The sequence below is a fragment of the Mycobacterium sp. UM_11 genome (assembly GCF_001414075.1).
GTDB lineage: Bacteria > Actinomycetota > Actinomycetes > Mycobacteriales > Mycobacteriaceae > Mycobacterium.
Genome location: NZ_LATC01000085.1, coordinates 1 through 20,562 on the forward strand (window position 1 = coordinate 1; position 20,562 = coordinate 20,562).

At 68.5% G+C, this 20,562-nt stretch carries 14 protein-coding genes; 9 read left to right on the forward strand and 5 right to left on the reverse strand.

The genetic code is table 11. The features are described from left to right. Window positions 1–2: 2 nt before the first annotated feature. Entirely contained in the window at window positions 3–434 is a 432-nt protein-coding gene (locus tag WU80_RS18920) for an LppP/LprE family lipoprotein (protein ID WP_055405810.1), read from the forward strand. 8 nt (window positions 435–442) lie between these two features. On the opposite strand, the gene WU80_RS18925 is transcribed toward WU80_RS18920, so the two are convergent. Next, the gene (locus WU80_RS18925; RefSeq protein ID WP_055404689.1) at window positions 443–2,395 is read right to left on the reverse strand and encodes an acyl-CoA dehydrogenase; all 1,953 of its coding nucleotides are present in this window, start codon (window positions 2,393–2,395) and stop codon (window positions 443–445) included. Window positions 2,396–2,532: 137 nt separating this feature from the next. Between WU80_RS18925 and WU80_RS18930 the strand changes: the two genes are divergently transcribed. Beyond that, on the forward strand, window positions 2,533–3,651 hold the full coding sequence (locus tag WU80_RS18930) for an esterase-like activity of phytase family protein (RefSeq protein ID WP_055404690.1): 1,119 nt from the start codon (window positions 2,533–2,535) through the stop codon (window positions 3,649–3,651). Here WU80_RS18930 and WU80_RS18935 read toward each other — a convergent pair. Together WU80_RS18935 and WU80_RS18940 are read right to left on the reverse strand one after the other, a co-directional pair. Continuing rightward, entirely contained in the window at window positions 3,627–5,981 is a 2,355-nt protein-coding gene (locus WU80_RS18935; protein ID WP_055404691.1) for an ATP-binding cassette domain-containing protein, read from the reverse strand. The genes WU80_RS18930 and WU80_RS18935 overlap by 25 nt on opposite strands. A gap of 82 nt (window positions 5,982–6,063) precedes the next feature. Further along, on the reverse strand, window positions 6,064–6,537 hold the full coding sequence (locus WU80_RS18940; RefSeq protein WP_055404692.1) for a MarR family winged helix-turn-helix transcriptional regulator: 474 nt from the start codon (window positions 6,535–6,537) through the stop codon (window positions 6,064–6,066). Window positions 6,538–6,653: 116 nt separating this feature from the next. Here WU80_RS18940 and WU80_RS18945 point away from each other — a divergent pair, with 116 nt between their 5' ends. The 4 genes from WU80_RS18945 to WU80_RS18960 are packed head-to-tail and all read left to right on the forward strand — an operon-like array spanning window position 6,654 to window position 11,825. After that, window positions 6,654–8,702: an ATP-binding cassette domain-containing protein gene (locus tag WU80_RS18945; protein WP_369808548.1), complete on the forward strand. Its 2,049-nt coding sequence runs from the start codon at window positions 6,654–6,656 to the stop codon at window positions 8,700–8,702. Next, window positions 8,699–9,550: a CbiQ family ECF transporter T component gene (locus WU80_RS18950; protein WP_055404694.1), complete on the forward strand. Its 852-nt coding sequence runs from the start codon at window positions 8,699–8,701 to the stop codon at window positions 9,548–9,550. The genes WU80_RS18945 and WU80_RS18950 overlap by 4 nt, the downstream gene beginning before the upstream one ends. 21 nt (window positions 9,551–9,571) lie before the next feature. Continuing rightward, the gene (locus WU80_RS18955; RefSeq protein ID WP_055404695.1) at window positions 9,572–10,021 is read left to right on the forward strand and encodes an SRPBCC family protein; all 450 of its coding nucleotides are present in this window, start codon (window positions 9,572–9,574) and stop codon (window positions 10,019–10,021) included. After that, window positions 10,014–11,825, forward strand: a complete 1,812-nt coding sequence (locus tag WU80_RS18960; protein ID WP_082459941.1) for a sulfatase-like hydrolase/transferase — start codon at window positions 10,014–10,016, stop codon at window positions 11,823–11,825. The genes WU80_RS18955 and WU80_RS18960 overlap by 8 nt, the downstream gene beginning before the upstream one ends. Window positions 11,826–12,255: 430 nt before the next feature. Here WU80_RS18960 and WU80_RS18965 read toward each other — a convergent pair whose 3' ends face one another. Next, window positions 12,256–13,956, reverse strand: a complete 1,701-nt coding sequence (locus WU80_RS18965; protein WP_055404697.1) for an alpha-keto acid decarboxylase family protein — start codon at window positions 13,954–13,956, stop codon at window positions 12,256–12,258. Between the two features lie 39 nt (window positions 13,957–13,995). Continuing rightward, on the reverse strand, window positions 13,996–15,384 hold the full coding sequence (locus tag WU80_RS18970; RefSeq protein WP_055404698.1) for an NAD-dependent succinate-semialdehyde dehydrogenase: 1,389 nt from the start codon (window positions 15,382–15,384) through the stop codon (window positions 13,996–13,998). 580 nt (window positions 15,385–15,964) lie between these two features. Here WU80_RS18970 and WU80_RS18975 point away from each other — a divergent pair. The 3 genes from WU80_RS18975 to WU80_RS18985 all read left to right on the forward strand — a co-directional run bounded on the left by WU80_RS18975 (window position 15,965) and on the right by WU80_RS18985 (window position 20,477). Continuing rightward, on the forward strand, window positions 15,965–18,139 hold the full coding sequence (locus tag WU80_RS18975) for a GAF domain-containing protein (protein WP_055404699.1): 2,175 nt from the start codon (window positions 15,965–15,967) through the stop codon (window positions 18,137–18,139). A 238-nt stretch (window positions 18,140–18,377) separates the two neighbouring features. Beyond that, window positions 18,378–19,523, forward strand: coding sequence for a VOC family protein (locus WU80_RS18980; protein WP_055404700.1), 1,146 nt, complete (start codon window positions 18,378–18,380; stop codon window positions 19,521–19,523). A 36-nt stretch (window positions 19,524–19,559) separates the two neighbouring features. Further along, window positions 19,560–20,477, forward strand: coding sequence for a fumarylacetoacetate hydrolase family protein (locus WU80_RS18985; protein ID WP_055404701.1), 918 nt, complete (start codon window positions 19,560–19,562; stop codon window positions 20,475–20,477). The last annotated feature ends 85 nt before the right edge of the window (window positions 20,478–20,562 follow it).

A 20,562-nucleotide genomic window follows, 5' to 3' on the forward strand; every position in this document is an offset into this window, starting at 1 on the left:
GTATAAGAGACAGCGCCACGCCGGCGGCTCCACCGGACAAGTGCAAGGACTCCGACGGGCCGACGCCCGACACCGTGCAGCGGGCGATCGCGTCGGTGCCCATCACAATCCCCGGCACCATGTGGGTGGAAATCGCTCGGGGACATGCGAAGAAGTGCCGCCTGTACTGGGTGCAGATCATCCCGACCATCGCGAGCGAAACCACCGGCCAGCAGTTGCTGTTCTTCGATCACAACACGGCACTGGGCACACCCACTCCAAATCCCAAGCCGTACATCACCGTGTTGCCGCCCTCCGATGACGCCATCACCGTTCAGTACCAATGGTTGAAGGGCAACGATCAGCCGTGCTGCCCCACCGGGATCGGTACGGTGAAATTCGAGATCGGCCCCGACGGCAAGCTAAAGCCGCTCGGCAAGATCCCGAATCAATGACCGTTACGTCAGCTGGTGACCGACTCGGTCAAGTTCTCCGGGTGCAGCATCTCGGCGTAACGCAGCTGCTCCGGAATTCCGAAGCCGTCGACCAGCGTTTGCGCGTGCGGCCGCAGCGCGCGGCACCGATCGTTGATGCCGCGGGTGACGGCTTTGGCCCGCTCGGTGGACAGGTACCGATGTTCGATGTACCACGCCTTGTCGTCCTCGATGACCGACAGCGCATACAGATCGCACAAAACCCCTAGCAATTCCCGGGTTTCCTCGTGGGGACACGCGTCGATGCCGGCGACGAACGCTTCGAGCACCACGCGGTCGATGTGCGCGCCCGCGGCGTGCAGCACGTGATCCTGCACCGAGTTGAACGCGTCGAATTCCGACATCTCCTTGGACTTGGCCTGCAGCCGCCGCGCGACCGACGCCAGCAGATATTCCTCGCGATCCTCGAACATCTTGATCTGGGTGCCGCGGTTGAACAGGCTGCCCTCTTCCTCGCTGTCCTGTCGGGCGTCCACAATCGTTTGGATAATCGCTTCCGCCGCAGTGCGTTTGACGACGCGCTCACCAACGGTGTTGGCGGCGAAGCGCACCCACTCGACCGGGCTCATGCTGCGGATGTCATCGGCGTAGGCCGTCAGCAGTTCCTTGGCCACCAACTGCGTCAGCACGTGGTTGTCGCCTTCGAACGTGGTGAACACGTCGGTGTCCCCGCGCAGGGCGATCAGCCGGTTCTCGGCCATGTAGCCCGCGCCGCCGCACGCCTCGCGCGCCTCTTGGATCGCCCGGGACGCGTGCCAGGTGTTGGCCGCCTTCAGTCCGGCGGCGCGCGATTCCAGCTCGCGCTGCTCGTCGGCGTCGACCGCGTCCGCGGTCTGAATGTCATGGCACTTGCTGACCAGTTCGTTCTGGGCGAACTGCAACGCGTATGACTTCGCGATCAAGGGAAACAGCCGGCGCTGATGCACCAGGTAGTCCATGATCAGCACCTCGGACTCGTCGTCGGGCGCGCTGAATTGCTTGCGCTGCAAGGCGTATCGTGTGGCGATGTCGAGCGCGACGCGGGCGGCGGCGCCCGCGCTGCCACCGACCGTGATCCGCCCACGGACCAGCGTGCCCAGCATGGTGAAGAACCGGCGGTTCGGGTTCTCGATCGGCGAGCTGTAGGTGCCGTCCGGCGCCACATCGCCGTACTTGTTGAGCAGGTTCACGCGGGGCACGCGCACGTGGTCGAACACGATGCGCCCGTTGTCCACGCCGGGCAGGCCGCCCTTGTATTCACAGTCCGACGTCGTCACCCCGGGCAGGTCGTTGCCGTCGGCGTCGCGGATCGGCACCATCAGGCAGTGCACGCCGTGCTGGACGGGCTTGCCGTCCTCGGTCGTGATCAGTTGCGCGAATACCGCTGCCATGGTGGCCGTTTCGGCCGCCCCGCCGATGTAGTCCTTTCGGGCGGTCGGCGTGGGGGAGTGGATGATGAACTCCTCCGTCGCGGGGTCGTACGTCGCGGTGGTCTCCAGCGACTGAACGTCGCTGCCGTGCCCCGTCTCCGTCATCGCGAAGCAGCCCCGCAGCTCCAGGCTGATGATCTTCTTCACGTACGCCTCGTGGTGGCGCTCGGTGCCCAGGTTTTCGACGGCGCCGCCGAACAGGCCCCACTGAACCCCGGCCTTGACCATCAGCGACAGATCCGACATCGCGAGCATCTCGATCATCGTGATCGCGGCGCCGATGTCGCCGGTGCCGCCGTGCTCCTTACGGAAGTTGTCGGCGGCCGCACCGAACGCGGCCATGATCCTCATCTGCTCGGCCACCTTGGTGCGCGCGATCACCGTGTTCGGTGTGTAGTGCGGCCGGAAGAGGTCCTCGCTCATGGTGGAGCGCAGCTGGTTCCTGGTGTCACGCCAACGCCCGTCGAGGGCGTTGCGGAGCTGGTCGGCAATGGTGGTGGTGTCTGACGCCATAACCCGACCGTATCCTGCGCTTCGCGCGGCGGGAATAACGACCTGATGCCAATTGGCCTTCACGCCCAGCGCGCATCCGGCGCGTGGTCGCGCGCCGTTTTCGCCGCGAGCGCGGGCTCGGCGATACCTTCTCCGGTATGGGTCTTCGCCTTCGCGCGGCGTGCGCGTTACTCGCCCTGACGCTCGCCGGCTGCGCGCCGGCGCACCCGCCCGCCCCGGCGGCATCACCGCGGCCGATGCTGACCTATATCGGTCAGGCGCAGGTTCCGTTCGATGAGGCCTTCGACGGAACGATCATCGGCGGGCTGTCGGCGCTGAGCTATGACCCCGGCCGCCAGCTCTACTACGTCATCAGCGACGACCGCTCGAAGAAGAACCCCGCCCGGTTCTACACCGTGCAGTTGTCCCTGTCGGACAGGGGAATTGACAGGGTCACCTTCACCGGCACCCACCCCCTGCTGGACCGTTCCGGTCAGCCGTTCCGGCCGCTCACGTTGGATGCCGCGCCACCGGTCGTCCCGCCCGATCCCGAGGGCATCGCGTTCGACCCGGCGCGACAGCGGCTGTACTGGTCCTCCGAGGGCGAGCGGCTCACGGAAGGGCCGGTGTTGCTCGACCCCTGGATCCGGACCGCCGCGCTCGACGGTGCCTACCTCGGCGACTTCACCTTGCCGGCCAACCTGGCGATGTCCGCGCAGAACAAGGGCCCGCGCCGGGACAAGGCGCTGGAGGGCCTGGCGCTGACGCCCGACGGCCGCACGCTGTTCGCGGCGATGGAGGACCCGGGTTACAACGACGGCCCGACCGGGGGCGACGGTCACCGCGTGCTGACCCGGATCACCAAGTTCGACGTCGCCACCGGCACGCCCACCGCCCAGTACGCCTACCCGATGGAGCCGCCCGTCCCGCCCGCCGAACTCAACGGCGTCTCCGATCTGGTGGCGCTGTCCGACACCACGTTTCTGGTGATCGAACGCGCCGCGGCCACCCCGCCGACCGTGCGGATCTACCGGGCCGATATCGGCGCCGCGACCGACGTTTCGGCCATCCCGTCGATGCAGGACGCCGCCGTCACCCCGATGAGTAAGACGCTCGCGCTGGACTTGTCGGCCACACCGGGGCTTTCGCCGCTGGACAATGTCGAGGGCATCACGCTGGGACCGAAGCTGCCCGACGGTCGCCAGTCGGTGGTGCTGGTCAGCGACAACAATTTTTCACCGAGCCAGATCACTCAGTTTCTGTTGCTCGCGATGTGATGATCCCGGGGCCGCAGCCGGTAGAGCGCAAAGCCGGCCGCCGCGACGCCGAACAGCACGAGCATCGTCATGTCGAACACCCACCACCCGCTGTAGTGGGTCCACACCTCGGAGTTGGCGGCCAGCGGGTCGACCCTGCGCAGGTTGACCGTGGAAGCCGACGCGGCGAAGCCCCATTGGGCGGGAACGAACCAGGAAATCTGTTGGAAGCCCCACTTACTCGCCAGCTGAACCAGGCTGCCGTTGAGCAGCGCGGAGGCCAGGATCACCGGCAGCACCAGCGGCAGGACTTCGCGGAGCGACTTGCCCAGTGTCGACAGCGCGAGCCCGATCACCGCGTACACGATGGCCGTCACCGCGACGCTGACGTAGAGCTCGACCGTGGCGTTGCGCAGCAACGCGGCGCCGCCCCCGGGGGCGCCCTTCTCGGCGACGACGAGGGCGAACAGGATGGCCGTCAGGATGGCCGCGGCCAGGCCGCGGACCAGGATCTTGGCGGCCAGGTAGGCCGCGGTCGACGTGCCGAGAGCCTGCTCGCGCCGGAAGATGCGATGCTCGCGCACGACGGCGCGGATGGTCAGCGCGGTGCCGATGATCACCGCGGCGACGTTGAGGGCGGCCAAAATCTCGAGGGCTTCGTGGGGATGGCCGCCGCCGGCTTTGGGCCGGGCCAGGCCGGCATCGCCGGGGATCAGCAGCGTCAGGCCCGCCAGCGCGAACGGCAGAATCGCCAAGAAGACGAAATACAGGCGGTCGGCGAACAGCAGCCGGGCGTCGCGGCGGGCCAGCAGCCGGATTTGCCGTTTCGTGGGGGGCTTGGCCGGGGCGGGCGACGGCGCGGCGACCTCGGGCGGGCCCGCCAGCGCCGGCTCCGGTGGTCGGGCGCGAAAGGCGCGGTGCGCCCCGTCGGGGTCGGCGCTCACCCGCGCGAGCACCGCCGACCAGTCGGCGGTGCCGAACGCGGATTCGACTTGGGCGGGTGGCCCGAGGAATGCCGTCGCACCGGCCGAGGTGAGCACCAGCACCTGATCGCATAGCTCGAGATCCGCCAAGGACGTCGGCGGCGAGACGGCGGCCACGACCACGCAGCCGATGTCGGCCTGGCGTCGCAGCATCGCCATCACGTGACGCTGTTGCTCCGCATCGAGACCGGCGCCCGGCTGGTCGACCACGAGCAGCGTCGGCCGGGTGACGAGCTCGACCGCCAGCGCGGCGCACCGGCGCAACTCGGGCGAGAGTTTGGCGATCCGGGTGGTCCGGTGCGGCGTCAGCTCGAGTTCCTCGAGGACTTGGCCGACCACGCGGTCGCGTTGCTCGGACGAGACATCCTGGGGCAGGCGCATTTCGGCGGCGTACCTCAAGGCCCGTTCGACGCTGAGCTGCCGGTGCACCCGGTCGTCGGGCGACACGATGCCGATGCGGGCGCGCATGGACTCCGGCTCGGCGTGGACGTCGTGGCCGTCGACGGCCACGAGCCCCGAGCTGGGCTGCCTGGTGCCGGCGAGCAGCCCGAGCAGCGCGGAATTGCGCGCGGCCGACGGCCCGACCACCGCGGTGAAGATGCCCGGGCGAGCCGCGAACGAGATGCCCGACAGCGTCTCGCGCCCGTCGACGGCGAGCCCGAGCTGGTACGCGGTCACCCCGACGGTGCGGGCCTCGGCGTCCAGTGGCAGGCGATAGGTGGCGTTCGGTTCCGCGGTGCGCGGAGACGGTCCCGGGACGCGCAGCTTGGAGGTGACCATCCGCTCGATCAAGCTCGGACCCTTCGCCGGCGCCTCCGCCGCGGCGGGTGGCGGAATGGGCGGCGCCGGGTCCGGGTGGGCCGGGCGCTCGGGCGCCGGCGGTTGCTGCGCGAGCGCGGGCATGCGCTGGGTGTCGCGCTGGGTCGGAGCCGGCGGACCCGGATCGTGCGGCGCGACCGGACGGGGCGGGGGATAAGCGGCGGCGGGCCGGGGCGCCGGGCGCGGCGCCTGGCCGGGCGGGCCGGCTGGCTGACCGAGTTGGAACGTCAGCCGGGGACCGCGCTGCGGATCACCGATGCCGATCGCCTGGCCGTCGCGAATGGTCACCGTGGACGCCCGCGCTCCGTCGACGAAGATGCCGTTGTGGCTCAGGTCGATGGCCACCCAGTGGGCGCCGGCGAATCGCAGCACCACCTCCGGGCGGGGCGCGGGCGGCGGCGAGGCGACCGGGCCGAGGCGCTCGAGCGCGATGTCGCAGCCCGGTCCGTAGCCGACGATCACGTCGCGGCCGGGCGCGAAATCGAACCTCATCGACCCGACCCATACGGTCAACGGGGAGGCTCTGAAAGCGGAACCCTCGGTCCGCATTGGCCGCCACCTTTCGTCACGCCGGTCAGCTCGGCTTAGTGTCTACCCACCGGCCGCCGTCCATGCACCGGGGGCGTGCTTGTCAGGGCGCGTTGCGCCGGGCCGCCGGCGACGCGTTCTCGAGCAGCCGCCGCAGCACCTCCACCGCGTCGGTGAGCACCTGGCGGTCCCTTGGCTCGAGCAACGCCAGCTGCGGTTCGATCGCGGCCGCGCGGTCGGCGCGCACCGCGTTGAGCATGCGCTTGCCCTGGGGGGTGATCCGGATCCGGACCGCGCGGGCGTCCCCGGGGTCGACGGTCCGGGTGACCAGGCCGGCGTCCTCGAGCCGGCGCACCTGCGTGGTCATGGTCGGCTGCGAGCAGTGATCAACGGATGCGAGGTCCCCGATTCGGGCCTCTCCGTGGGCTTCGATCGTGGCGAGCAGCCTGGCCTGCGCGGCGGGCAACGGCATCTGGATTCGCTGGGTGGCCAGCCGGTTGAGCCGCGCCACCACGCCCAGCAGATCCGCCCCCAGCTGTTGAGCCTCGACGTTTGCGGTCTCGACAACTCTGTCCATGCCACCCATCGTTCCATAGCTTTGCTATGTGAGACGAGCGGCGGCCGGGCCGGGCGGGTCGGAAGTAGCGGAGCGGACGACCCGACTTTGCGCTGCCGCCTGGCACAATCGGTGAAGTGAATGCCCGCCGCCCCGTTCGGTCGCGCCATCGGGGTGGACCTCTACAGCCGGCCGAATTGGCGCAGGCCTCGGTCATGGGGGCGCTCTGCGCGGCAATCGCCATCATCGCGGGGGTGGTCCCGTTCGCACAGGGATTGGCGCTGCTGGGCACGGTTCCGATGGGGCTGCTGACGTACCGCTACCGGCTTCGGGTGTTGCTCGCCGCGACGTTTGCTGCCGGCATGATCGCGTTCCTCATCTCCGGGCTGGGCAGTTTCATCGCCGTCGCCAACTGCGCATACATCGGCGGGTTGACCGGATGGGTCAAGCGCAGGGGTCGGGGCACCCCGACGGTGATCGCCTTGTCCTTGATCGCCGGCCTCGCCGTCGCCGCCGCGACCGTCGGCGCGTTGATGGTGCTGAATCGGCTGCGCCACCTGATTTTTGAGGTGATGGCGGCCAACGTCGACGGTGTCGTCGCCTTCCTGAACCGGGTGGACCTGCAGTGGCTCGGTGCCGACGTGAAGCGGTGCTTCGAATTCGGACTGCATCACTGGCACTGGCTGATGCTCGCGTATGTCACCTACGGGGTGGTGTTCTCGTCGTTGATCGGTTGGTGGGCACTTTCCCGCTTGCTGAATCGGATGGGCAACGTTCCGGACGTGCACAAGCTCGATGCCCCGGACGAGGCCCCCGACGCCGCGATCGGTCCCGTGCCGGTGCGATTGGAACACGTGCGCTTCCGGTACCCCCACGCCAAGCAAGACGCGCTGCGTGAGGTCAGCCTGGAACTACAGGTTGGCGAACACGTTGCCGTCATCGGCGCCAACGGGTCCGGGAAGACGACGCTGACGCTGATCCTGGCGGGCCAGGAACCGACGTCGGGTTCGGTGCAGCGCCCGGGCGCGGTGGGGCTGGGCAGGCTGGGCGGCACGGCGCTCGTTCTGCAGCACCCGCAGAGTCAGGTGTTGGGCACCAGGGTGGCCGACGACGTGGTCTGGGGGCTGCCGCCGGGCACCGAGGTCGATACCGACCGCTTGTTGCGCGAAGTGGGCCTGGAGGGTTTCGCCGAGCGCGATACCGGCGGCCTGTCCGGCGGGGAACTGCAGCGCCTCGCGCTGGCCGCGGCGCTGGCCCGGGAACCCGCGCTGCTGATCGCTGACGAGTTCACCAGCATGATCGACCAAGAGGGCCGTGACGTCCTGTTGAAAGTGCTGTCGGGCCTTCCCGATCGGCATCGCACCGCCCTGGTGCACATCACGCACTTCGACAACGAGGCCGCGTCGGCCGACCGGACGATCAACCTCAGCGATTCCCCCGACAACACCGGCCTGGTCGAAACGGCTCCGCCCCCGTCGCCGGGCGTCAAGGCCGGGCGCCGCCCCACCAAGCCGGTGCTCGAAATCGTCGGCGTGGCACACGAATACAACACCGGCACGCCGTGGGCCAAGACCGCGCTGCGCGATATCAGCTTCGTCGTCGAACAGGGCGACGGGATTTTGATTCACGGCGGCAACGGCTCCGGCAAGTCGACGCTGGCGTGGGTGATGGCCGGTCTGACGGTCCCCACCGTCGGTGCCTGCCTGATCGACGGCGAGCCCATCCGCGATCACGTCGGCGCGGTGGCGTTGTCGTTTCAGACGGCGAGGCTCCAGCTGATGCGCAGCCATGTGGGGCTGGAAGTTGCCTCGGTGGCCGGCTTTTCGCATCACGACCAACGCCGCGTGGCCGCCGCCCTGGCTGCGGTGGGACTGGAACCCGCGATGGCCAAGCGGCGCATCGACCAGCTCAGCGGCGGCCAGATGCGGCGGGTGGTGCTGGCCGGGCTGCTGGCGTGTTCGCCTCGGGTGTTGATCCTCGACGAGCCGCTGGCGGGGCTGGACGTCGACAGCCAGCGGGGGCTGCTGCGCCTGCTGGCCGATCTGCGCCGCTACCGGGATCTGACCGTGGTCGTCATCTCGCACGACTTCGTCGGCTTGGAAGCCGTGTGCACCCGGACCCTGCACCTGCAGAACGGGGCGTTGCAGGCGGTGTCGGCCCCCGCCGCGGCCGGGGGTGTGGCGTGACAACGACCTCCGCCTCCGCGCCGGCGCAGAAGCGGCGCACTTCTCGCCCGGTGGTGCTGTTGGTTCCCGTGCCCGGCGGGTCGGCCATTCATGACCTGTGGGCCGGCACCAAACTCCTTGTGGTATTTGGGGTTTCGGTGTTGCTGACCCTGTATCCGGGTTGGGTGACGATCGGGTCGGTGGCGGCGCTCGTGGCGGCGGCCGTCTGGATCGGTCACATCCCCCGCGGTGCGCTGCCGTCGATTCCGCGGTGGCTGTGGATCCTCATGGCGCTGGGTTTTGTAACCGCCGCGCTGGCGGGCGGCAGCCCAATGGTGTCGATCGGCGGGGTCCATGTGTGGCTGGGCGGGGCGTTGAATTTCTTGCGGATCACCGCACTGTCCATCGTGTTGCTCGGCCTGGGCGCGATGGTTTCGTGGACCACCAATGTCGCCGAAATCGCCCCGGCCTTGGCGGTTTTGGGCCGGCCCTTCAAGTGGATGCGGATTCCCGTTGACGAGTGGGCGGTGGCCCTGGCTCTGGCGCTGCGCGCCTTCCCACTGCTGATCGACGAGTTCCAGGTGCTCTACGCCGCCCGGCGGTTGCGGCCCAACCACATGCCGCCGACGCGTAAGGCGCGGGTGCGGCAGACGGCGGGCAACTCGATCGATTTGGTGGCCGCCGCCATCGTCGTGACGCTGCGCCGCGCCGATGAGATGGGCGACGCGATCACCGCTCGCGGCGGCATCGGTCAACTCTCGGCCGCTCCGGCGCGGCCGAAACTGGGGGACTGGGCCACGCTCGCGGTGACCATTGCGGTCAGCGCGGCGGCGGTGGCGATCGAGACGATATTCCACCTCACTCGCTAGCCCGTCGCGTAGCGTGAGCGCGTGGCCGACATTCACCGGACCCGCACCATCGCGGCGCGCATCGGCGACATCTGGGAAACGCTCGCGGACTTCGGGTCCATCAGTTCCTGGGCCGGCAACGTCGACCACTCGTGCATCCTGTATTCCGGACCGGACGGAAACCCGGTCGGCACCACCCGGCGAGTGCAGGTCAAGCGCGACGCCCTCGTCGAGCGCATCACTGAGTTCGACCCGCCCCGCGCCCTCGGCTATGACATCGAGGGCTTGCCCAGCCGCCTGCGCCGGGTGGCCAACCGCTGGACGCTGGAACCGGCCGCCGCGGACACCCTGGTGACGCTGACCAGCACCGTCGAAATCGGGCCGCGCTCAACGCAAAGGGTCGCCGAGCGGCTCCTGTGCCGCGTCCTGGCACGGCAGTCCGCGGTGATGCTCGCCGGGCTCGCGAATCGATTGGAGCATGCCCGTGTCTGATCGCCCCGACGTCATCGTCATCATGACCGACGAGGAACGCGCGGTGCCGCCGTACGAGGCTCCCGACGTGCTCGCCTGGCGCGACCGGACGCTGACCGGCCGCAAGTGGTTCGACGACCACGGCGTCAGTTTCACCCGGCACTACACCGGCTCGCTGGCCTGCGTGCCAAGCCGCCCAACGATTTTCACCGGGCACTACCCCGACCTGCACGGCGTCACCCAAACCGACGGCATCGGCAAGACGGCCGACGATTCGCGCATGCGCTGGCTCCGCCAGGGCGAGGTCCCCACGCTCGGCAACTGGTTCCGCGCGGCCGGATACGACACCCACTACGACGGCAAGTGGCACATCTCGCACGCCGACCTCATCGACCCGCAGACTTCTCGGCCGCTGGCCACCAATGACGAGAACGGTGTCGTCGACGCCGCCGCGGTGCGGCGCTACCTGGACGCAGACCCGCTGGGGCCGTACGGGTTCTCCGGTTGGGTCGGCCCGGAGCCGCACGGGGCGGCACTCGCCGACGCCGGCATCCGCCGCGACCCGCTGATCGCCGACCGGGTGGTCGCGTGGCTCACCGACCGCTACGCCCGCCGCCGCGACGGCGACCCGGCCGCCCTGCGGCCCTTCCTCCTGGTGGCCAGCTTCGTCAATCCTCACGACATCGTGCTGTTCCCAACCTGGTCGCGGCGGGGCCCGGTCAAGCCCTCGCCGCTCGATCCACCCGCGGTTCCCGCCGCGCCCACCGCGAACGAGGACCTGTCGGGGAAACCGGCGGCGCAGATCGCCTTCCGCGAGGCCTACTACTCCGGCTACGGTCCCGCGGCGGCGATCGAGCGAACCTACCGTCGCGATGCGCAGCGCTACCGCGACCTGTACTACCGGCTGCACGCCGAGGTGGACGGACCGATCGATCGGGTCAGGCGGGCCGTCACCGAGAGTGGTTCGGGCGACGCGGTATTGGTGCGCACGGCCGACCACGGCGATCTGCTGGGCGCGCATGGGGGGCTCCACCAGAAATGGTTCAACCTGTACGACGAGGCCACCCGCGTGCCCTTCGTCATCGCGCGCGTCGGCGAGCGCTCGACGCGGCCACGGATCGTCACGGCGCCGACCTCACACGTCGACGTGGTCCCCACCCTGTTGGCCGCCGCGGGCGTCGACGTCGCGGCGACGGCCGCCGTGCTGGCCGAGTCGTTCTCGGAAGTGCATGGACTCCCCGGGCGTGACCTCATGCCGATCGTCGACGGTGCCCCGGCCGACGAGGCCCGCGCCGTCTACCTGATGACCCGGGACAACATGCTCGAAGGGGACAGCGGCGCTTCGGGATTGGCCCGCCGGCTGAAGCGGACGGTCAATCCGCCTGCGCCCCTGCGCATCCGGGTCCCGGCCCACACCGCCACCAACTTCGAGGGCCTGGTGATCCGCGTCGACGAGCCGACGGTTTCCGGTGGCGCCGGCCATCTGTGGAAGCTGGTCCGCACCTTCGACGATCCGAGTACCTGGACGGAACCGGGCGTCCGGCAACTGGCGGCCAACGGGCTTGGTGGCGAGGCGTATCGGACGTCCCCCCTCGACGACCAATGGGAGCTGTACGACCTGACGGACGACTCGATCGAAGCGATCAACCGGTGGACCGATCCGGACCTCCATGCCCTGCGTCAGCACCTGCGGACGCGGCTCAAGCACGCCCGCGCCGATTCCGTTCCCGAGCGGAACCGGCCCTGGCCGTACGCATCTCGCCGACCTCCCTCGACACCGCCGTCGACGCTAAGGCGTCTTGTGAGGGCCATCCTCGGTCACTGAATCGCGGCGCAGCTCCGTTCAGCCATGCCTGCTGGCAGGTAGCGGGTTCTCCCGCTAGTAGGCCCGGTCGATGGGGGTTAGCCGCGGCGACATCGCTGTCGCAGAGGGCGAGTCTGAGAGGCATCGAGCAGGATGCGCAAGGCTCTTGCATCTGACAAAAGGGGACGTCATGACAGCGATGTACGGCCTGTTCGCGATCGTTCCGATTGTGTGGGGCTGCGCCGGTTACGTGCTGGTGTCTCATCCGGGCACCATGGAGCTCGGTGAGTCTAGGGGCCTGCGAAAGTAAGTTAGATCGCCTAAGGCCTTGCTAAACGCTGCGCTCGTGCCGACCTACGGATGCCGCGGTGAGGGACCGGCAGCATCATGCGCGTTGCGGCGCGCCGCCGGTCCACCCACCTATCGGCGAGCCTCTCGCGTCAGCTCTTCGTCAGAACCGCGGATCCGGGCGCGAATTGACCCGGGCCACTTTCGATCCCCACGAGATCAACTCGGGACTGGCGTCGTCGTTGGGGATCTCGCATTCGATCAGCACCGGACCGCCCTTGTGGGCGTGTGCTTTCTCGATCGCCTCGGCCAATTCCGCTGCGGTGGTTGCCTTCAGCCCCAGGCCGCCGCCGTCCTCCGCGTTGAACACGTCGACCAGACCGGCGTAATCCCAGTTCTTGTAGTAGTTGTAGGGACCGTCGTGGATCGCCGACTCGATCACGTACCCGCGGTTGTTGACCAGAAAGATCACGATCTCCTGCCGGTGGCGGATCATGTTCGAAACCTCTTGGGCCGTCAGTTGAAACGATCCGTCGCCGATGACCGAGACCAGCCGACGGTCGTCCTCGAGCCCCATCGCGTAGCCGAAGCTGGCCGGCACGGACCAGCCGATCGAGCCCCACTGCATCTCGATCTCGAACCGGGCGCCACCGGGCAGTCGCGTGTACATGCCGTTGAGCCAGGAGTCACCGGTCTCCACCAACAAGGTGGTGTTGGAGTCCAGCTCTTCCTCGATCTGGCGCCACATCTCGACCCGGCTCAGCGGCGCCGACGGGTCGTCGGTCGCCGGCCGGGGCGCCACCGCTGCCGTACCCCTGAGGCGCTTGTACTGCGTCAGGGTCGCGTCGTTGGCTTGCACCTTCTTTGCGAGGTCGGACAGGAAGTCGGCCAGCGCCACTCCGGTGAACTCCGCGTCGGGGAACCGCACGACCCGGGGCTCGGCGTTGATCATGCGCTTCCGCGGCGGCAACGCGCTGTAGCCAACCGTGGTGTAGTCGTTGAACACCGGTCCCGCGGCCACGATCAGGTCGGACCAGTCGACGATGGCCTGGCACTGCGGGCTGCTCACCTCACCCCAGTAGATCCCGGCGTATTGCGGGTGATCTTCGGGGAAGAAGCCTTTGGCGTTCGGCATCACCGCCACCGCGCAGCCCAGCGTCTCGGCCAGTTCGCGGAAGGCGTCGATGGCGCCGTATGAGCGCAGGTGCACCCCGGCCAGCAGGATCGGCTTCTTCGCCTGGGCGATCAGGTCGGTGGCCCGCGCGACGGCGTCGGCGAGCGTGCGCGCGTTGCTTGGCTGCCAGTCGGGCAACTCCGCGAACGGAGCCGGAGCGGCACACGGCGCGGCCGACAGGTTGCACGGAATCTCGATGTAGGCGGGCTTGCGCTCGCGCAGCGCGGTGCTGATCGCGTAGTCGATCATGGCGGGCGCGTTGTCGGGGTGCTGGATGCGCACCGCCGCGCAGGTCACCTGACGGAACACCTCGTATTGCGCGGTGAAGTCGTGCGTGCCCACCGTGTGGTGCAGGATGTGGTTCTCACCCGCGTCGTTGGTGTTGGGGCTCGACGACACCATGATCACCGGCAGGCGTTCGGCGTGGGCGCCGGCCACCCCGTTCAGCGCGGAGTACGCCCCGACGTTGAAGGTGGTGAGCACGGCGCCGACCCCGTTCGCCCGGGCGTAGCCCTCGGCGGCGTAGGCGGCGTTGAGCTCGTTGCAGCAGCCGATCTGCTCGACGTTCTCGTTCTCCAGCAGCTCGTCGAGCAGGACGAGGTTGTAGTCCCCGGGCACCATGAAGTAGTGCTTGAGCCCGATCTGCTCGAACCTTTTCGCGAGGTACTTCCCCACGGTGAAGTCAGCCATGATTGCGTTCCTTTTGCGTTGAGCCACTTGGGAATTGGTCTACTCGGGCGCGTCGATCGGGACGACGTTGATGAGCTTCTTGTTGACGAACTCCGCGATGCCGATGCTGGACAGTTCGTGCCCGTAGCCCGACAGCTTGACGCCCCCGAAGGGCAGGTCCGGCTTGGTCCAGGTGGGGTGGTTGACGAAGACCATGCCGGTCTCGATCCGCTTGGCCACCTCGACCCCGCGCTGCGGGTCCTGCGTGAACACCGAGCCGCCGAGCCCGAAGTGCGAGTCGTTGGCCAGCCGCACGGCGTCGTCCTCGCTGGTGGCGCGGAAGAAGAGCGCGACGGGTCCGAAGAACTCCTGGTAGTAGGCCGGGTTGTCCGGGGTCAGGTCGGTCAGGATGGTCGGCTGCACGAACGCGCCGGTGGTGGGCACCGGCTCACCGAGCGGGATGGCCGTCGCGCCGGCCTCGACCGCGGCCTTGATCTTGTCGTTCAGCTCGTCGGCCGCGCCCTGGCTCGACATCGGCGGCAGGGTCGTCGCCTCGTCGAACGGGTCGCCGGCCTTGAGCTCCGCCAGCGCCGCGGAGAACCTCTCGAGGAACTCGTCGGCGATCTCCTCTGCGACGATGATCCGCTTGGAGGCGACGCAGCACTGACCGCCGTTGTTCATCCGGCCCCACACCGCCCACGGGACGGTCTTGTCCAGGTCGGCGTCGTCCAGCACGATCAGCGCGTCCGAGCCGCCCAGCTCCATCGTGGACTTCTTGAGGTTCTTTCCGGCCCGGGCCGCGACGACGCTGCCGGCGCCCTCGCTGCCGGTCAGCGACACACCGCGCACGCGCGGGTCGTCGATCAGCAGGTTGATCTGCTCCTTGGTTGCGAACAGGTTGGTGTAGGCGCCCTCGGGGAAACCCGCCTCGAGCAGCAACCGCTCGAAGGCGGCGGCGGCCTGCGGGACGTTGGAGGCGTGCTTGACCATGACGACGTTGCCGGCCATCAGGTTGGGGGCCGCCACCCGCGCCAGCTGGTAGAAGGGGAAGTTCCACGGCTGCACGCCCAGGATCACCCCGAGCGGTTGGCTGACGAGCATCGCGTTGTCGTTGACGCTGAGCGTGTCGATGCGCTCGGGCGCGAGGAACTTCTCCGCGTTGTCCGCGTAGTAGGCGAAGATGTGCGCGCTCAACGCCACCTCGCCCAGGGCCTCCTTGTAGAGCTTGCCCATCTCCAGCGTCAGCAGGCGGGCGAACTCGTCGGGCCGCTCCGTGAGGATGGCCGCCGCACGCTGGCACAACGCGGCGCGCTCGGCGTAGGAGGTCTGGCTCCAGGACTCAAACGTCTTCTGCGCCTGGTCGAGAAGGTTCATCGCCTCCGCGTCGGTCAGGTCGTCGAAGGTGGCGATCACCTCGTTGTTGAACGGGTTGACGGTCCGGTATGCCATGGTGTGCCCTCCATCGTTTTACCCACCAGCAGGGAAGCTGCATCTCATCGGTGAAATACAGCCATTTCGAAGCGATTACGCGGCAGGCCCTGCTGTCGCGTGCTGTTAACAGCATGCGGACGGGGCGAAGGTATGTCGTTACGGTCACCACCAAACAGTCATTACCGCCAGCAGGTAATGTGCCCGCCGAGCCGCGATCGCCCCTGACTGTTGCTGTGGCGCACCACCGTTGGCCGCGTCGGCGCGCGCCAGCGCCGATGGCGCGCCACGCCTCGTCCGAGAGGCTCGACACGCCCCGTCTTTGGGGGGCCGGCCGGATGCGTTGCGGCGGGCACGGTGCTAGTCGTGTGGAAGGGGTTTACTCCGCGCCCGGAAGATAGATACTGACATGATGCCGCTCCGGCATCATCCGGGCGCGGGAGATTTCCCGAGGCGATTTTTCGCGGGCGCCGACCCGATGGGTAGCCCGCGATGGACCGCTGCGCGGCTGCGGCGATTGTTGACGCCCGACCGGGCTGAGGAGCAAGCCGGCCGCAATAGTCTGAGTGAGCTCGCTCGACAGCAGACGGCTTTGCGTCGGGTGGCCGAACTCGTGGCCCGCGAGGCCGACCCCGCGGTCGTGTTCAACGCGGTGGCTGAAGAGATGGCCGACTGTCTGGGAGCGCACAACGCTACCGTGGCCCGCTACGACGGCGATGACATCGTCATTGCGGCGATTGGCCGGCCGGAACCCCAGTTGCCAAACCCGCCGGCGGTCGGTGATCGGTTTCCGCTGGACGGTGATCACGTCGCGGCGATCATTCGGCGCACCGGCCATCCCGCCCGGGTGGACAACCACGACCACGTGGCCGGTGCTGCGGCGGCCCGGATCCGCGACATCGGCATCAAATCCATGGTGGCCGTGCCCATCGTCGTGGGGGGGCGGCTGTGGGGCGTTATCGCGGTGGCCTCGCCAACCGGGCCGCTACCGGCCGATACCGAAACTCGCATGGCGGATTTCGCCGAACTGGTGGCGACCGCGCTGTCCAACATGGCGGCACGAGAACAGCTCGATGCCAGCCGCGAGAACTTGCGGCAGCTGGCCCGGCAGCAGACGGCATTGCGCCGAGTGGCCGAACTGGTCGCCCGGGAGGCCGACCCGGCGGCCGTGTTCAACGCCGTCGCCGAAGAGATGGCTGACTGCCTGGACGCCTACAACGCAACGGTGGCTCGGTTCGACGGCGATGAGATCGTTGTCGAGGCCCTCGGGCGCGCCGAGCGTGAATTGCCCAATCCGCCGGCCGTTGGTGAGCGGTTCGCGATGGGCGGGGATCACGTCGCCCCCATGGTGCGTCGCACCGGCCGGCCCGCCCGGCTGGACAGCCACGACCAAGCGGCCGGTCCCACAGGCGCTTTCATCCGCGAACTCGGCATTCAATCGATGGTCGCCGTCCCGATCGTGGTGGCGGGAACGTTGTGGGGTGTGGCGGGCGTGGCTTCGCGCTCCGGCCCGCTGCCGCCCGACACAGAGGCCCGGCTGGTTGACTTCGCGGAATTGGTCGCGACGGCGATCGCTAACGCCGCCACCCGGGCCGAACTGCAGGCCAGCCGGGACAACCTGCGCGAGCTCGCCGACAACCTCAGCGTGTTGGCCAGACAGCAGGCCGCCCTACGCCGCGTCGCCACGCTGGTCGCGCGGGGGGTGACGCAGTCCGAAGTGTTTACGGCCGTCGCCGAAGAGATGGCCGGTTGCCTGAATGTGGCCAACGCCGAGGTGCTCCGGTTCGAGGACGACGGGGCGGCGATCGTCGTCGTCGCCTCATTCGGAGCCCCAGGAGTGCCCCACCTGTCAGTCGGTGAGCGCCTCAGCACCGAGGGCGACAACGTCTCGTCGAGGGTGTTGCGCACGCGCCGCGCGGCGCGCATGGACAGCTGGGACGGCGCCCAGGGGCCCATCGCCGAGCGCATTCGACAGTTGGGCATCCGGTCGCGTACCGGTGCCCCGATCGTGGTGGACGAGCGGGTGTGGGGAATAGCCGTGGTGGCGACCAACGATCCCGACCCACTGCCGCCGGATACCGAGGAGCGCATCGCCGAATTCGCCGAGCTGGTGGCGACGGCGATCGCCGCCGCCACCACGCGCGAGGAGCTGATCGCCTCCCGGGCGAGGATCGTGGCCGCCGCCGATCACGCCCGCCGCCGGCTCGAGCGCGACATCCACGACGGTGCCCAGCAGCGGCTGATCTCCCTCGGCCTCAAGCTGCGGCTGGCGGAGGAATCGGTGCCGCCCGAGCAAGACGATGTGAAAAACGTTCTCGCGGAAGCGGTATCCGGGCTGAACGGTGTATTCCAGGAGCTACAGGAGATATCACGAGGCATCCATCCGGCGATTTTGTCGACCGGCGGGTTGGCCGCGGCGCTGAAGACACTGGCCCGCCGCGCAACGGTGCCAGTCGATCTCGAGGTCGGGATCGAGCAACGACTGCCCGACTCCGTCGAGGTCGCCGCCTACTACGTGGTTGCGGAGGCACTGGCCAACGCGGCCAAGCACGCGCAGGCCACCCACGTGGCGGTGCGCGCGCATGCCACCGGTGAGAGCCTCGCGCTGTTCATCTCCGACGACGGGATCGGTGGCGCTGACGCCGGGAAGGGCTCGGGGCTGACGGGACTCAAGGACCGCATCGAGGCGCTCAGCGGCCAAATGCGCGTGGTGAGTCCGGCAGGCACCGGCACGGCAATCGAGATCACGATTCCCGTCCAGGCGGGCCAACCGTAACTCCATTCCGCGCGACTCAGAGGATCTCCCACTGCCGAAGCGGCGCAATGTGACGATCTAGACCCGTCGATACCTGCTAGCAGGGGATGACGATTGCCGCCAGCGGCAACGACAGACCCGCTCCCGGACGGCAAGCTTGCTGACGAACGCGGTACACGACACCGTGTCCGTCGAAATCCATGGCACCAAAGCCTTTTCGGAGAAGGAGCATCATGCACACGTTCTCAGGAGACGCGCAATGACCGAGCAATTGAGCGGCCCGCACAACGGCCTGCACAGCGAGCAGGGCGCCCTGCCCGGGGAACACCCGGGGCGTTCGGCCAACCCCGTGATCAAGGTTCACGACGTGGTCTGGCTCGAGTTCGAGAAGCCCGACCTGCAGAAGGCCGAAGCGTTCGCGCTGGCATTCGGTTTCAGCATTGTGCTGCGCACCGATAACGAGTTGCACCTGCGGGGCAGCGATCCCGGCGCGCCCTGCGTGCTGATCCGCCGCGGTCCCCGTTCCCGCTTCGTCGGGCCGGCCTTCGTCGCCGCCGAGCCCTCCGACCTGTTGCGGCTGGCCGACGCAACCGGGGCCGCTGTGCGGGCACTGCCCGAGACGCTGGGCGGGGTGACCGTCAACCTGGTCGACCCCAGTGGCATCGCACTGCGAGTGGTCTCGGGCGTACGCGAGTTGCCGGAGCTGCCGTCCCAGAAACCACACCTATTCAATTTCGGCGCAAGCCATGACACGCTGCGAGCCAACGCGACTCAGCGTCCCCCCCGGGTGCCCGCGCGCGTGCAGCGGCTCGGACACATCGTGCTGCAGACGCCGAAGTACATCGAGGCGCTGAACTGGCACCTGGACCATCTGGGTCTGATCGTCAGTGACTTCTGCTACTACCCGGGCCAGCGTGAGCGCGGACCGGTCATGAGCTTCATCCGCTGCGACCGCGGGTCGGTCCCCGCCGACCACCACACGCTCGCGATGGCATTAGGCCCGACCCACCGCTACGTGCACTCCGCGTATCAGGTCGCCGACCTCGATGCGCTCGCGGCGGGCGGCGAATACCTGCGCGAGCAAGGGTATTTCCGGTCTTGGGGCATCGGTCGCCACATCCAGGGCAGCCAGATCTTCGACTACTGGCGTGACCCGGAGGGCGGCTTCCTGGTCGAGCATTACGCCGACGGTGACATGTTCGACAACACGCTGGAGCCGGGTTGGGCCCCCTTGTCGGCATCGGGCCTCTATCAATGGGGCCCCCCGCCGAGCAAGGACTTCCTCGGCGTTGGTTCACCCGGTGAAGCGGCCCGCGAACTCGGCCTGATGCTCGCGGCGCTGCGCCACGACAACGAGTTTGACCGCTCCGCACTGCGTGGGCTGTTCGACGTAGCCAAGTCCTGAAAACCCCTCACCCAACCCAAACGGAAGGATCCGCACATGTCCATCTCCATCCTGCACACCGCCGACGCGTGGTGGGTGCAAACCGCTGCCGGCGCCGCCCGCATCCGCACCGACGCGACCACCACCGCGGAGCTGCTCGCCGACCGCCGTGCCATCGACGACGCCGTGGCCTCCACCGACACCGTGCCGGTGGCGAACCTCGCACTGCTCTCGCCGGTAACCACGCCGTGCCGGCTCGTGGCGCAGGCCACCAACTACGCCTCGCACGTCCGTGACGTCGGGCGCGACCCGGGCAAGACTCCGCTGACCTTCTTCCGCAAGGCCTCCGGGTCGGTCACCGGTCCGTTCGGCGACATCGTCAAGCCCACCCACGTGCGACTTCTGGACTACGAGCTCGAGATCGGCCTGCTGATCGGCCGCGAGATCCCGGTGGGCACCGAGGTGACCGAAGCCAACCTGGCCGAGTTCGTCCACGGGCTGGTCGTGACCAACGACGTGTCGGCGCGCGACGTGCAGCTGACCAAACAGCAGTTCTTCGAGTCGAAGTCGTACCCGACGTTCACCCCGGTCGGGCCCGCGCTGGTGCTGGTCGACGCCGATGAGCTCAAGCGCTTCGGCGACCTGCGGCTGCAGTTGCGGGTCAACGGCGAGCTGCGGCAGAACATGGTGGTCGACGGCGACATGCTCTACTCGCCCGTCGAGGCGCTGCAGGCGCTGGCCCGGTTCCAGAAGGTGGAGGCCGGCGACCTGATCCTCACCGGCACCCCGGTCGGCACCGCGCTCACCGCGCGGGGAGTCGAGAACCCGCACCAGATGGATCTGATGACGTTCCTTGCCGACCAGGCGAAGAACCCGAACTACCTGCACCACGGCGACGTCGTGGAGGCCACGGTGGCCACCGACGACGGCGCCCTCGACCTCGGCACCCAACGCAACAAGGTGGTCTACGCATGAACGCACAACCTCACGGCGCCCCGGCGGCACTGCCGGACTTCGTACCGGTAATCATCATCGGTGCCGGGCCTGTCTCTTATACACA